General features: G+C 63.5%; 12 protein-coding genes and 1 pseudogene. 7 read left to right on the top strand and 6 right to left on the bottom strand.

Features of this window, described 5'->3' with window-relative positions:
* Nucleotides 1-59 precede the first annotated feature (59 nt).
* Entirely contained in the window at nt 60-1,583 is a 1,524-nt protein-coding gene (locus ACZ1HK_RS12645) for a lytic murein transglycosylase (RefSeq protein ID WP_472629002.1), read from the top strand.
* A gap of 80 nt (nt 1,584-1,663) precedes the next feature.
* Here the strand turns inward: ACZ1HK_RS12645 and ACZ1HK_RS12640 are convergent, their stop codons facing one another.
* The gene (locus ACZ1HK_RS12640) at nt 1,664-2,131 is read right to left on the bottom strand and encodes an MOSC domain-containing protein (protein ID WP_472629001.1); all 468 of its coding nucleotides are present in this window, start codon (nt 2,129-2,131) and stop codon (nt 1,664-1,666) included.
* An 83-nt stretch (nt 2,132-2,214) separates the two neighbouring features.
* Between ACZ1HK_RS12640 and ACZ1HK_RS12635 the strand changes: the two are divergent.
* From ACZ1HK_RS12635 to ACZ1HK_RS12625, 3 genes and pseudogenes are all read left to right on the top strand, one after another.
* A pseudogene (locus tag ACZ1HK_RS12635) lies at nt 2,215-3,902 on the top strand (DUF6504 family protein).
* 262 nt (nt 3,903-4,164) lie between these two features.
* On the top strand, nt 4,165-5,826 hold the full coding sequence (locus tag ACZ1HK_RS12630) for a calcium-binding protein (RefSeq protein WP_472629000.1): 1,662 nt from the start codon (nt 4,165-4,167) through the stop codon (nt 5,824-5,826).
* Nucleotides 5,807-6,271: a VOC family protein gene (locus ACZ1HK_RS12625; protein WP_472628999.1), complete on the top strand. Its 465-nt coding sequence runs from the start codon at nt 5,807-5,809 to the stop codon at nt 6,269-6,271. The genes ACZ1HK_RS12630 and ACZ1HK_RS12625 overlap by 20 nt, the downstream gene beginning before the upstream one ends.
* 94 nt (nt 6,272-6,365) lie before the next feature.
* On the opposite strand, the gene ACZ1HK_RS12620 is transcribed toward ACZ1HK_RS12625, so the two are convergent.
* From ACZ1HK_RS12620 to ACZ1HK_RS12600, 5 genes are all read right to left on the bottom strand, one after another.
* Nucleotides 6,366-7,223, bottom strand: coding sequence for a D-amino-acid transaminase (locus ACZ1HK_RS12620; protein WP_472628998.1), 858 nt, complete (start codon nt 7,221-7,223; stop codon nt 6,366-6,368).
* A gap of 33 nt (nt 7,224-7,256) precedes the next feature.
* Nucleotides 7,257-8,072, bottom strand: a complete 816-nt coding sequence (locus ACZ1HK_RS12615; RefSeq protein ID WP_472628997.1) for a CE1 family esterase — start codon at nt 8,070-8,072, stop codon at nt 7,257-7,259.
* Nucleotides 8,073-8,132: 60 nt separating this feature from the next.
* Nucleotides 8,133-9,086, bottom strand: coding sequence for an N-acetyl-D-Glu racemase DgcA (gene dgcA / locus ACZ1HK_RS12610; RefSeq protein WP_472628996.1), 954 nt, complete (start codon nt 9,084-9,086; stop codon nt 8,133-8,135).
* On the bottom strand, nt 9,086-10,087 hold the full coding sequence (dgcN, locus tag ACZ1HK_RS12605; RefSeq protein ID WP_472628995.1) for an N-acetyltransferase DgcN: 1,002 nt from the start codon (nt 10,085-10,087) through the stop codon (nt 9,086-9,088). Before dgcN ends, dgcA begins: the two co-directional genes overlap by 1 nt.
* A gap of 149 nt (nt 10,088-10,236) precedes the next feature.
* A complete protein-coding gene (locus ACZ1HK_RS12600) occupies nt 10,237-10,587 on the bottom strand; it encodes a hypothetical protein (protein WP_472628994.1) in 351 nt (116 codons plus the stop codon).
* A gap of 252 nt (nt 10,588-10,839) precedes the next feature.
* Between ACZ1HK_RS12600 and ACZ1HK_RS12595 the strand changes: the two genes are divergently transcribed.
* From ACZ1HK_RS12595 to ACZ1HK_RS12585, 3 genes are all read left to right on the top strand, one after another.
* Nucleotides 10,840-11,355, top strand: coding sequence for a CGNR zinc finger domain-containing protein (locus ACZ1HK_RS12595; RefSeq protein WP_472628993.1), 516 nt, complete (start codon nt 10,840-10,842; stop codon nt 11,353-11,355).
* An 86-nt stretch (nt 11,356-11,441) separates the two neighbouring features.
* Nucleotides 11,442-12,431, top strand: coding sequence for a glutathione S-transferase family protein (locus tag ACZ1HK_RS12590; protein ID WP_472628992.1), 990 nt, complete (start codon nt 11,442-11,444; stop codon nt 12,429-12,431).
* A 21-nt stretch (nt 12,432-12,452) separates the two neighbouring features.
* Complete coding sequence (locus tag ACZ1HK_RS12585; protein WP_472628991.1) at nt 12,453-13,151, top strand: aminotransferase class I/II-fold pyridoxal phosphate-dependent enzyme; 699 nt, start codon at nt 12,453-12,455, stop codon at nt 13,149-13,151.
* The last annotated feature ends 1 nt before the right edge of the window (nt 13,152 follow it).

Genomic DNA, 13,152 nt, shown 5'->3' with positions numbered 1-13,152 from the left:
TTCCGCTGAAATTCGCTATATTGTTGCGTGATCGAGCACAAAGAAACGCGCGCCTGACGATGATCCGCTTGACCCTTTTCCTTACACTTGCCCTGTCCGCGCCAGCTTTGGCTGCGCCGCCGGTTGCGTCTCCATTGCCCTTGCCGCGCCCGGAATGGGCTGTGTCCGCTCCGGCGGAGGTGCAGGCGACGACCCTGCCGCGTGTGATCGTTGAGGTGATTGACGAGGCGGCTCCTGCGCCTGAACCCGTCGACATTGCGACCCTTGCGGCCAGCGCGATAGAGGCTGCGGATGCGCCCGATCCGTCAGATGGGCCTGAAATCAGCCCGCTGGCCACAGCAACCTCTCCCCGCCCCACGCGACGTGGCGATATACCCGAGGACTTTCTTGAGGCAGCGGAAGAGCGCGGTCGCGCCCATGACGCGGCTCTGGCCGCGCGCAGCGCCGAGCCAACACGCGACCCCGACTTCCTCGCCTGGATCACCGCATTCCAAGCCCGCGCGCGGGCGGCAGGTATCTCGCAAGGCACGCTCAACCGCGCGTTTGAAGGGGTGCAGTTGCAGGACCGCGTGCTGGAACGCGACCGCAACCAGGCGGAATTCTCTCGCGCTCTATGGGACTACCTCGATACCGCCGTGTCGGACGCCCGCATCCGCAATGGCCGCGATAAGCTCGCGGAATGGCGCACGACATTGGGCCGCATCGAAGAGCAATATCAGGTTGAGGCCGAAGTGGTTGTCGCCGTCTGGGGCCTTGAAAGCGCCTATGGCGCGACGCGTGGTTCCACCGATATCATCGCGGCCATGGCCACACTGGCCTATGACGGGCGGCGCACGGACTTCTTCGAGGAACAGCTGATCGCCGCATTGCAGATCCTGCAGTCGGGCGACACCTCGCCCCGCAACATGGTCGGCTCCTGGGCCGGGGCGATGGGCCATACGCAGTTCATGCCCACGAGCTACCTGCAATATGCGCAGGATTTCAACGGCGACGGGCGGCGCAATATCTGGGGCGACAATCCGGTCGATGCGCTGGCCTCCACCGCGCACTACCTCGCGGAACATGGCTGGACCTATGGCCAGCCCTGGGGGCTGGAGGTGCGCCTGCCGGAGGGCTTTGATTACCGTCTCGCGGGCGAACAGGAACGCATCGGAGTGGCCTTCTGGAATGGCCAAGGCGTGCGGCTGATGAACGGTGATCCGATTCCGGATCACGGCCCGGCTTCGCTGCGTCTGCCGATGGGGGCGGAAGGCGTGGCGCTGATCACCTTCAACAATTTCCGCGTGATCGAGCGGTACAATCCCGCCGACGCCTACGTCATTGCCATAGGACACCTGAGTGACCGGATCGAAGGTGGCCCGTCCTTCCGCGCCTCTTGGCCGCGCGGGGATCGCGCGTTGAGCTTTGATGAGCGGCAAGAGATGCAGCGCCATCTGGAAGCGGCTGGATATTACTCCGGCAACATTGACGGGCTGGTTGGGCCGATCACCATCGCGGCCGTGCGCGCCTATCAGGAAGGGCAGGGGCTGGTGCCTGATGGCTACGCGTCCCTGTCGATCCTTGAGCGGTTGCGCAACGGATAGCAGGGGCGCTGCCCCTTCCGCGCCCTTTTCAGGGAAAAGGACGCTGACCCCCGAGGTATTTTTGAAACAAGGAAGGAGGCTCAATCCGGCTGGACGGTCAGCCCGATGCGGAGCGGTCCCGGGTGCAGCACGCGCGCGCACCAGCCGCCATGGCTGCGCATGGCGTTGTAACCGCCGGGGCCCAGGGCGGCCTCCATGCGCGAACACGGTGCGCAGGGGATGGTAAGCTCGATCACGGCCTCCCCCAATGTCAGGCGTTTGCCACGCAGGGCCGAGAGGTTGAGGCCCGAGATCACAAGATTTCGGCGCAGCGTCTCAGGCGCGACCTGTGGGATATGGGCCAGTGCGGCGATCACTGGCAGATGTTCGGCCTGGATCAGCGTCACCGCGCGTTTGCCGGGGCGGGCGTGATCGCTGTCCAGCCCGGCCTCGCCCAGATGAGCGCTGTCCACCGCTTTGATCCCAGCCAGCCGTTCGGGGCGCAGGCCGATCCAGTCGATGCGTCCGGGGCCGGCATGGCGGGCTGTCAGGGTGGCGAGGGTTTCCATGGGGGATCCTATCCGGTGTTGGACTCGACTCCCAGAGGCGCGCGCTCTAACTTGAGAACAAAATATGAACAAACTGCTGCCTGATGTCCACAAGATCCACCAATTCCCGCGATCCGCAGCGTCGGATCCTGTCGCTCTGGTTTCCGCGCTTGGGCGCGGAGCGTGTGTTGCGGGCCGAGCCGGGGCTGGCTGAGGCTGCACTCGTAACGGTCGCGGAGATTGGCAATCTGCGCCAACTCGCCTCGACCACGGCCCTGGCCGAACGTCAGGGCCTGTCGCGCGGGCAGGCGCTGAGCGAAGCGATGGTTCTGTGCCCCGATCTCATCACCCGCCCCGCCGACCCCGCGCGGGAGGCGGCGTTGTTGGCCGCGCTGCGCCGATGGGCCGGCAAGTTCAGCCCCTGGGTGTCCGAGGAAGCGCCTGAAGGGCTGATGATCGACCTGACGGGTTGCGCGCATCTGTTCGGGGGGAGGACAAGCTGTTTGCGCAGGTGCACGAGGATTGCGCCGATCTGGGCCTGAGTGTCTGCGCGGGCATTGCCGATACCGCCGGGGCAGCCTGGGCCTTGGCACGCTATGCGGGCGGCGGTGGGCTGGCCGAGGCGCGCAATGGGGATGCGATAGATCAGGAGGCGCGGGCGACGCGGTCGCGCGCCAGCAAGCGTCACTGGGTGAAGGGCGGCGCGGCTCCGCAAGCCAGAGTGGCCAGGGGCGGGGTGGCGCGCATCGCCCCGCGCGGCGGCACCCGGCAGGCCATCGGCCCCTTGCCCATCGCCGCGTTGCGTGTGGAGGCGGACATCACCGCAGGTCTGGCCCGACTGGGTTTGCGCCGCATCGACGATGTCTTGGGCCTGCCGCGCGCCAGCCTGAGCCGCCGCTTCGGGCGCGCGCTGACCTGGCGCTTGGATCAGGCGCTGGGGATGGAGCCCGAGCCGATCTCACCCGCCGCCGCCCCGCTGCATTTCGCCGTCCGCCTCAGCCTGCCGGACCCGATCGGGTTGGAAGAGGATATTCTCGCCGGGCTCGACCGTATGCTTCCGGTGCTGTGTGACAAGCTCAGGGCCAAGGCGCGCGGCGCACGGCGGGTGCGGTTGGAGCTGTCCCGCGTCGACAGCACGCGTCAGGGGATCGAGGTTGGCCTTGCCCGGCCCGCTGACCGCCCCGACAAGCTACGCCCGCTTTTTGCGATGAAACTGGATGAGGTCGATGCAGGCTTTGGCATCGACCAGTTGCGCCTTGTCGCCCATGTGACGGAACCACTGCACACTGCGACCCACAAGGGCGGGCTGATCGCGGCCGAGGAAGCCGCCCAGAAACGCGGTGAAAGCGATGAGATGGCTGACCTGATCGCGCGTCTCGGTGCGCGTGTTGGGTTGGAGGCGATCCGCCGCGCGCGGCCCGCCGACAGCCATGTGCCCGAGAAAACCGATGTGCCGCTGGCCGCCGCCTGGTCCATAGCCGAGGCCCCCGGCACTTGGCCCAAACCGGCCCGCCCCCGGCCCCTGACCCTGTTCCGGCCCGAGCCCGTGAGCGCCCCGGACACACCCGACATTCCCGCCAGTTTCCGGTGGCGCGGGCGCGTGTTTCAGACCCTCAGCGCGGCGGGTCCGGAACGCATCGCGCCGGAATGGTGGCTGGATGATCCCGACTGGCGCTCGGGCGTGCGGGATTACTGGCGGGTGGTCACCGAGGACGGCGCGCGGCTATGGCTCTACTATGCCCATGGCGGGCTCAATTCAGCGGGTTGGTTCGCCCACGGTGATTTTTGCTGAATTGTGGCAATTGATAACGCAACGGAAACAACCGCGCTTAATCATAGTTAATGTATCCTACCTGATTGAAAAATAGTCAAAAACATGGCGAAAAAGAGTCTTCCCAAAGTTTGAATCAAAGTGAACACTAGGCCCATAACGAGGGTGACCGGTCTGCCAGCTGCCACTGGCGACACGACAAGTGCCGCGCCACCCCGCATGTGATTAAACAAAAAAGAGTGCGCCAGCGGTCCCAAAATGCGCGGCGCGAGGGGATGACACGATGTTGACCATTCTGCCACTTCTTCTGATTGGCCTTGGCCTCGCTTTCCTGCTTGGCGGAGATGACGATGATGACAACGGGGGTGGCCTGTTCAACCCCGGCCCAACCGGCCCAAACGGGACTCCGGGCGATGACGAGCTCACCGTTGATGGCCGCGCCGAGGATGACATCCTCGCCTTTGCGGGTGACGACACCGTCACCGTCGCGGGCCCCGACGATTACACGATCTTCCTGGGTGACGGGAATGACAGCATCGATCTTGGCGAAGGCAACAGCACGGTCTTTGCGGGCCGTGGCGATGATGTCGTCAATGGCGGGACGGGCCCGGCCTCTGCCGTTCTGGGCGAGGGCGATGACACCGTGAACGCCGGTGCAGGCGCGATGTCCGTCAACGGCGGCGCCGGCAACGACGACATGAACGGCGGCGATGGCAATGACACGCTGCTGGGTGGCCTCGGCAAAGACACGATTGATGGCGCTGGCGGCGACGACTTCGTGGCCGGTGGCTTTGGCGACGACAATGTGCGCGGCGGCGCCGGTGATGACACCGTTCTGGGCGATGCTGGCGACGATGATCTGGTCGGCGGCGGCGGCAATGACATCGTCTTTGACAACGATGGCGCCAGCACCCTGCGCGGCTTTGCCGGGTCCGACACGCTGGATGCGTCCGGCTCAGAAGATGGCGATGGCGGCCAGACCCTGAACGGTGGCTTCGGCTCTGACCAGGTGATCGGCGATCTGGGCGATGTCCTCTTCGGCGGCGCCGGCAAGGATGAGTTCGTGATCAACACCGGCACGGGCGACTCCGCCCTGATGCCTGCTGCGATCCAGGACTATGACCCTGCCGATGACCGCCTGACGCTGGCCGTCGACCTGTTCGAATTCGGCGATCCGCGCACGGATGATTTCGAACTGGAAGTCACCACATCTGATACCGCCGATGGCCTTGCCGTCGCGGTGAATGGCGAAACCTTCGCCGTGCTGGCCGGTGTGACCGAAAGCGACGAACTCAAGATCGACGTTGTGACCTCCGAGATGGGCAGCGTTGTCGGGCTGGAGGAGTTCCGCACCCTCAATAACGACGCCAATACCTTCAACGGCGATGATGACAATGACACCATCAATGGCCTTGGCGGCAATGACGTTCTGAACGGCAATGGTGGCAAGGATGTCCTCGACGGCGGTGAGGGCGATGATACGCTCGACGGCGGTGCCGGTCAGGATGATCTGATCGGTGGCGCAGGCAATGACCGCCTGATCGACCTGGGCGGCCCCAATGTCGGCGCGACTGAAGTGCTCGGGGATGTGCTCTTGGGCGGCGATGGCGATGACACACTGATCGTCGGCGATGGCAATGACACGCTGACCGGCGGCGATGGTGTGGACGAATTCCGCGTCAACCGCACCTATGTCGTTGATCCGGGCGCAGAGCCCACCGGCGATGTCCTTGTGACCGAAATCGCTGATTTCGAGGTCGCCACGGAAGAAGTGAACATCTCGATCTTCGACGAAACAGCAGCCTCCTCGCTGGCCTTTACCCTTCAGGATGCCGCTGATGCCTCCGGGGTCGAGGTTGTGGTCGATGGTGAAGTCTACGTGAAGCTCGCGGGCATCACTGTGGCCGATAATCCAACGGTGAACGTTGCCTTCGCCATCCCATAAGCGGGGCTTCAAACCACGCGCTTTAGGCGAAATTGCCATCCGCTGCGACGATGTCCAGCGGATGGCGTCTTTCTACGAAGACATCCTCGGGCTGGACCGGATGGAAGGCAGTGCTGCTGACGGCATTGTCTTCTTTCGTATCGGCGAGGGGTTTGGCGGCCATACGCAAATCCTGGCTCTGTTCGACAAAGCCTATGCGACCCGCCCCGGCCTGCACCCCACTGGATCACACGCGCCTGAAACCGGCACACGCTCTTCTCTCCACCACATCGCACTCAGCCTGCCCTATGCCGAGCAGCAAGCGGTGATGGACTGGTACGACCAGCTTGGTCTGTCTTACCGGGTGGAGCATTTCGGCTGGGTCGGCTGGCGCGGCATCTTCACCGAAGACCCCGAAGGAAATACGGTGGAGTTGGTGGCCTATGAGGCCTCCCTCAAGGATTGATCTTGTCTTCCATTGGTCAAAAATACCTCGGATGGGGGTCTGGGGGAGGCAGCGCCTCCCCCCAGTTGGTCGACCGCGAAGCGGGCGAAACCCCTCAGATCGCGGCCTTGCGCATCTCGTCGAGGTAAATCTCACGCAAGCGTGCTGTCACGTTGCCCGGCTGGCCTGTGCCCACGGCTTCCCCATCGATCTCCACCACGGGCATCACGAAGGTGGAGGCCGAGGTGATGAACGCCTCATCCGCAGCCTTCGCCTCGTCCATCGTAAAGGGGCGCTCTTCCACCTGCATCTGCGCCTCGCGCGCCATCCGCAGAACCGCGGCGCGCGTGATCCCGTGCAGGATCTCGTTGCCCAGATGCCGCGTGACGATGGTATTGCCCTTCACGATATAGGCGTTGTTTGAGGTCCCCTCGGTCACGACGCCATCTTCCACCATCCACGCATCATGGGCGCCAGCGGCCTTCGCCGCCATCTTGCCCATCGACGGGTAGAGGAGCTGCACGGTCTTGATATCCCGCCGCCCCCAACGCTGATCCTCGATCGAGATGACCTTCATCCCCGTCTGCGCCATCGGATTGTCCGCCAGCCCGGTTTTGGCTTGAGTGAACAGCACAATGGTTGGCTCGGTATCATCGCCCGGATAGGCAAAATCCCGATCCGCCGCGCCGCGCGTGACTTGCAGGTAGATGAGCCCTTCTTCGATCCCGTTCAGACGCACCAACTCGCGGTGGATCTCCAGCAACTCGTCCTTGGTCGTTGGGTTCTTCATCTCCAACTCATCCAGCGAGCGCTGCAACCGCTTCGCGTGGCCGTCAAAGTCGATCAGCTTGCCGTCCAGAACGCTCGTCACCTCATAGACCCCGTCCGCAAACAAAAACCCACGATCAAAGATCGAAACGGTCGCTTCATGTTCGGGCAGATACTGCCCATTGACGTAAACGGTGCGGGTCATGGTCGTGCCTCCTGAAACGGGTCCCGAGATGCTCTAAAGCCCCTCAAGGATCTGTTCAATCGCCCATTCCACACGGGTCGTGGAATAGGAATGGCCACCATCAAAAACGCATAGGGCCAGCCCGCCCGCGCTGGCATCCGGGTCCATGCTCACCAGACACCCCTCTCCATGCGGAAACCCGCTTTGCGTAGGGTCTGGCAGATCGGAATGGGCCACATACATGCGGAACGCCTCAATCACATTGCCCTGCCGAGTCTGCCCGATGGGGCGGCCTTCCAGCGGCACAGTCGTGTCCTGAAGCCCGTGGATGTGGATCAACGTCGCAGGTGGGCTTGGGCAGCTTTCAGGCACCGGCGCCCAGAACGTGCCCGCATAAGGCACGAAGCCCGCGAAGGTCTCGCCCATCCCGCAAGCCAGCGTCCATGTCATCATGCCGCCTGCGCTGAAGCCCGTGGCGATCAGGCGCTCGCGGTCCAGATCAATCCGCCCCGCCACATCCTCGATCACGGCAGCTACATATTCGTATTCCCGCGCCTCGGCCTGATCAGGTTCGCGCGGGCGGTGGGCCAGGTTCCAATCGTCGGCATCTGCGTTCATGGCGATGAACGCCATCCCCAACCGATCCGCCATCTCGCGCAAGGCCGCATTCCGCATCGCGCCATTCGCGCTGCCGCGATAGCCGTGTGCATGGAAAAACGCGCCCACCGGGCCATCCACGCCGTCTGGCATGTAGTAGCGATAGGTGCGGTCGCCCAGAACGGTGCAATCGGTATCCGGTCCGCAAGCAAGGGCGGGCGTGGCGGTCAGAGCAAGTAAGGCGGCGAGGACGTGGCGCATCGGAGACTCCATCAAAGCATGTGCTTCGAGGGTGGAAGATAGCGCGCGGGGATGCACATCACACCCAGGTGATCAGCCCCACAAAGCGGCGTCCGGCGGATACACGGTCGAGCCATCAAACCGCAGCGGCGGCACCCGGTCTTCGGCCAGCAACAGCGGCCCGTCGAGGTCTACAATCTCCGCCCCCTGCGCCACGATCATAGCGGGCGCCATGGCGAGCGATGAGCCCACCATGCAGCCCACCATCACCCGGTATCCTTCGGCGCGTGCCGCATCCCGCAGGGCCAAGGCCTCGGTCAGCCCGCCGGTCTTGTCGAGCTTGATGTTCACCATGTCGTACTTGCCCTTCAGATCGGGCAGGGAGGCCCGATCATGGCACGATTCATCGGCGCAAACGGGCAGGGGCCGTTCGATCTCGGCCAGCATGCCATCGTCGCCCGCAGGCAGAGGTTGCTCCACCATCTGCACGCCCAACCGAACCAGATGCGGGGCGAGGTCGGAATAGACCTCCGCCGTCCAGCCCTCATTCGCGTCGATGATGATCGGCGTCTTCGGCGCGCCCGCGCGCACCGCCTCCAGCCGCGCCATATCGCCCGCACTGCCGAGTTTGATCTTCAGAAGCGGGCGGTGGCTATGTTTCGCCGCCGACGCCCGCATCTTCTCAGGCTCATCCAGCGACAGCGTGTAGGCGCTCACCACAGGCCCCGGCGCGGGCTCGTTCAGCAGCTCCCACGCTCGCACGCCTGTCGCCTTGCACTCCGCATCAATGATCGCACAATCCACGGCATTCCGCGCAGCACCAGCCGGCATCGCCGCGCTATCACCGTTCTCAGTGTAGCTCTGGATCTGCGCCTCAACACTTTCAAGCGTCTCACCATAGCGGGCATAGGGCACGCATTCCCCGCGCCCTTTGCCGCTGGCCCCTTGATCAATCTCGAACGTCAGCACCTGCGCCTCGGTCCGCGATCCACGAGAGATCGTGAACACCTCGGCCAGACGAAAGCTGTCGCGCGTGATCCGATACATCAGATCGCTTCCAGGGCATCACACAGCTTGCCCGCACCTTGACGGAACGGGTCGCAGGTGGGCAGGCCCATCCGCTTCTCGACACCTTCAAGGTATGAAAGCGCCTCATCCTCACCCATCGCGGCGGTGTTGACGGAGATGCCCACAACCTCTGCCGCCGGATTGGCGATCTTCGCCAATGGCAGCGCCATGTCGCGCAGCGCCTCAAGCGACGGCAATTCATAACTCGGCAGGCCGCGCATGTGCTTTCGCGTGGGCTCATGGCTCAGGATCAACGCATCAGGCTGCCCGCCGTGGATCAACGCCATCGTCACACCGGAATAGGAGACGTGGAACAAGCTGCCCTGCCCCTCGATCATGTCCCAGTGATCGTCGTCATTGTCAGGCGTCAGCCATTCGACGGCTCCGGCCATGAAATCAGCAATCACGGCGTCCAGCGGCACGCCATCGCCTGTCACCAGAATGCCCGTCTGCCCCGTCGCGCGGAACGAAGACTTCAGCCCACGCGCCTTCATCTCCTTGTCCATCGCCAGCGACGTGTACATCTTGCCGACCGAACAATCGGTGCCCACAGCCAAGCAGCGCTTGCCGGAGCGTTTCACACCATTGGCAATCGGATAGTCGACCGACGGGATGCGCACATCGTGCAACTCGCGGCCATATTCCTTGGCCACGGCCACCAGATCAGGTTCATCGCGCAGCAGGTTATGCAGGCCGGAGGCCAGGTCGAACCCTTCCGCCAGCGCCTCGATCAGCACGCGTTTCCACGCGCTGGAGATCACGCCGCCGCGGTTGGCCACACCCACCACCAGCGTCTTCGCGCCGGAAGCCTTGGCAGCCGCCAAATCCATATCCGCCACTTTCACGTCCGCGCCACAGCCCTCCATACGGAACTGGCCGATGACGTTTTCCGGGCGCCAGTCACGGATGCCCTGGGCCACTTTTGCGGCAAGCTGGTCGGGCGCATCGCCCAAGAACAGGAGGTACGGTGTTTCGATCATGGCTGTGCATCCCCGGGGCCGAATTTTCGTCGAGTCGCACCATATGTGCGACCCGGCGCAATTACTTCGGAAAGGCTGCGCGCAATAAGGCCAGCGGCGGGAGATTATCGCGCCAATAGGCCAGTGCGCGGGGGATCCGTGCGCATGCTCTACGCTTTGGACAGCAATCCGACGGGTCGATTGACCCGTTGCTCGAAATCAACCGGCGGCGCGGGGACTGCGGCCGTGTTGCGTTTGAAGTCGTACCGCATCAGATCACCGGCCTCAGCCGAGGCAACGATCAGCGCCTGATACAGGTGCCGCGGTCCCTCATAAATATCCACCAGACCGCGCAGGCGCGGGGCCTCATCGGTGGCCACGGCAAAGCCGTTGTCCGACATCTCAAGGATCGCAAACGCCTCATCCCCGATATGAACGGAACGGGTCGCGCGCTTGCGCTTCGCTTTGCGGTGCGCGGCGGCCAGCTGGTCGCGCACCTCTTTGGGCAGGTATTCAGACATCGCATCCTCTGCGGTCAGATAAAGGCCATTCGATCAATAACTTGGACGTGGTTAATGTCAGGTCAATGACGGAACTCCGCCGATTTAGCGGCATCGCAGCATGGAGAGTGGACAGGCGCGCTAATCCGCCCGATTCTATTGGAAATCGCAGAAATGCGGCAGTGCAGAAAACTTATATAAGAATTTCGCATGATCTGTCAGTCGACTTGAGCGGGTTGCAAAAATACCATGTATCACGCCGAAAACGCGGCCTTGAGATTCGTGAATTCCATCGAGGATGATGGAAAGACGCGGGGCAAAAATGCGTTCCGGGACCAGGCCGGATTACTACACCTTGTGGCTGATCCTGCGCTGCCATCCGCACGCGCCGTTCCATTGGAAGAGCTTCTGGCATTTCGTGAGGCGCTCTTTTCAACCCTGTCTGCCATCGCCGCAGGAACCGCGCCCGATCCGGTGCACGACATGGCCGTGCGATCGGCGATCTCAGCGGCCCTGGCGCGGGTCGCACTGTCGATATCGCCCGATGGTCTGCGCCTTGGCCCCGGTCCTGCAAGCACGCAAACCGATGTTTTGGCACTGTCTGCCTATGATCTTCTGAGGTCAGACGACGTCACCCGCCTGAAGGAATGCCATCGCTGCACTCGTATGTTCATCGACCGGGGGCGCGGCAAGGGGCGGCGCTGGTGTGACATGTCCCGCTGTGGCAACCGCGCCAAGGCCGAAAGCTTCCGCGCACGCAAGCGTGCCGAAGGGGAAGCTGTGCGCTGATGCGGAACCGCACGTGCGCCCTTGGGCGTTTATGCGGGGAAAGGGGCAGTCTATTTCGCTCTCAAGCACAGCGAAGGAGCTTTCCCATGGGCCTGTTGATTGACGGCGAATGGCACGACCAGTGGTACGACACCAAGAAGTCCGGCGGCGCGTTCAAACGTACCGAGGCGCAGTTTCGAAATTGGATCACCGCCGATGGCAGCGCTGGTCCAACGGGTGAGGGCGGCTTCAAGGCCGAATCTGGCCGCTACCACCTCTACGTCTCCCACGCCTGTCCTTGGGCCAACCGCACCCTGATCTTCCGGGCGTTGAAGGGGCTTGAGGATCATATAGACATCTCCGTCGTCCACCCCGACATGCTCGGCGACGGCTGGACCTTCGACGATAGCTATGACGGCGCCACCGGCGACACGCTCTACAACCTCCCGTTCGCCCGTGACCTCTACGTCAAGGCGCAGCCAGACGTGACCACCCGCGTCACCGTCCCGATCCTGTGGGACAAGCAGCGTGAGACCATCGTGTCGAACGAATCCTCCGAAATAATCCGCATGTTCAACACGGCCTTCAACGGCCTTACAGGCAACACGGATGATTACTATCCGGTGGACCTGCGCGAGGGGATCGACGCCATCAACGACCGTGTCTATTCCGAGGTGAACAACGGCGTCTACAAATCCGGCTTCGCCACCACGCAAGAGGCCTACGACAAAGCCGTCCACACCCTCTTCGACGCGCTCGATTGGCTTGAAGGCATCCTAAGCCAGAACCGCTACCTCACCGGCGACCGCCTGACCGAGGCCGATTGGCGCCTCTTCACCACGCTGATCCGTTTCGATCTGGTCTACCACCTGCACTTCAAGTGCAACCGTGCACGGATCGTGGATTACCCCAACCTGTGGGCCTACACGCGCGAACTCTACCAACGCCCTGGCATTGCCGACACGATCAACTTCGACCACATCGTGCGCCACTACCATTACAGCCACGAGAGCATTAACCCGCACCGCATCATCCCGATCAATCCTGTGATCGATTGGCACGAGCCACACGGGCGCGAGGGCTTGCGGGCCGCCTGATTTCAGGCTTCAACCGGGGCCATGGATGCCCCGGTTCCAAAACGCGATCACGGTGGCGGCCTCGACGCCGCCATGGCCCGCTACGGCGGGTCCCGTGACCAATGGCTCGACCTCTCCACCGGCATCAACCCGGTGCCATACCCGGTGGGCAATATCCCTGCTGAAGCTTGGACCCGCCTGCCCGATGCAGGCGCAATGGACCGGCTTCTGGAGGCCGCCCGCACGTTCTGGAACGTGCCCGGCACCGCGCAGATCATCGCGGCCCCCGGCGTCTCGTCCCTGATCGCGCGCCTCCCGACGATGGTGCCGCCTGGTGCCTATATCCCCGGTCCCACCTACAACGAACACGCCGCCGCCTTTGCCTCAAATGGTACGCTTGGCGACCCGACCGACCCTTCGAACCCGACCCATATCCACGTCCACCCGAACAACCCCGACGGCCGCTTCGCCGTGATCAACTGGGCGAAGAGAACGCCGCTGATCGTCATCGACGAAAGCTTCGCCGAGACCTGCATGACCGAGACCCTGATCGACCACACCGCCCGCCCCGGCGTGATCGTCTACAAGGGTCTGGGGAAGTTTTGGGGCCTCGGTGGCCTCCGCCTTGGCTTCGCCATCGGACAGCGCGAAACGGTTGCGCCTTTCACGGAATTGCTCGGGCCCTGGGCCGTATCCGGCCCCGCATTGGATATCGGCACCCGCGCGCTCAGTAGATCTTGAA

This window comes from Gymnodinialimonas sp. JB5-7 (genome assembly GCF_055693405.1).
This window is presented reverse-complemented; position numbering and strand designations above follow the sequence as displayed.

Bases quoted from the DNA above. Each gene is read 5' to 3' on its own strand.
- dgcA (WP_472628996.1), bottom strand. From the start codon at position 9,086: ATGTATCGGATCACGCGCGACAGCTTTCGTCTGGCCGAGGTGTTCACG.
- ACZ1HK_RS12615 (WP_472628997.1), bottom strand. From the start codon at position 8,072: ATGGAGTCTCCGATGCGCCACGTCCTCGCCGCCTTACTTGCTCTGACC.
- ACZ1HK_RS12600 (WP_472628994.1), bottom strand. From the start codon at position 10,587: ATGTCTGAATACCTGCCCAAAGAGGTGCGCGACCAGCTGGCCGCCGCG.
- dgcN (WP_472628995.1), bottom strand. From the start codon at position 10,087: ATGATCGAAACACCGTACCTCCTGTTCTTGGGCGATGCGCCCGACCAG.
- ACZ1HK_RS12590 (WP_472628992.1), top strand. From the start codon at position 11,442: ATGGGCCTGTTGATTGACGGCGAATGGCACGACCAGTGGTACGACACC.
- ACZ1HK_RS12585 (WP_472628991.1), top strand. From the start codon at position 12,453: ATGGATGCCCCGGTTCCAAAACGCGATCACGGTGGCGGCCTCGACGCC.
- ACZ1HK_RS12640 (WP_472629001.1), bottom strand. From the start codon at position 2,131: ATGGAAACCCTCGCCACCCTGACAGCCCGCCATGCCGGCCCCGGACGC.
- ACZ1HK_RS12620 (WP_472628998.1), bottom strand. From the start codon at position 7,223: ATGACCCGCACCGTTTACGTCAATGGGCAGTATCTGCCCGAACATGAA.
- ACZ1HK_RS12645 (WP_472629002.1), top strand. From the start codon at position 60: ATGATCCGCTTGACCCTTTTCCTTACACTTGCCCTGTCCGCGCCAGCT.
- ACZ1HK_RS12630 (WP_472629000.1), top strand. From the start codon at position 4,165: ATGTTGACCATTCTGCCACTTCTTCTGATTGGCCTTGGCCTCGCTTTC.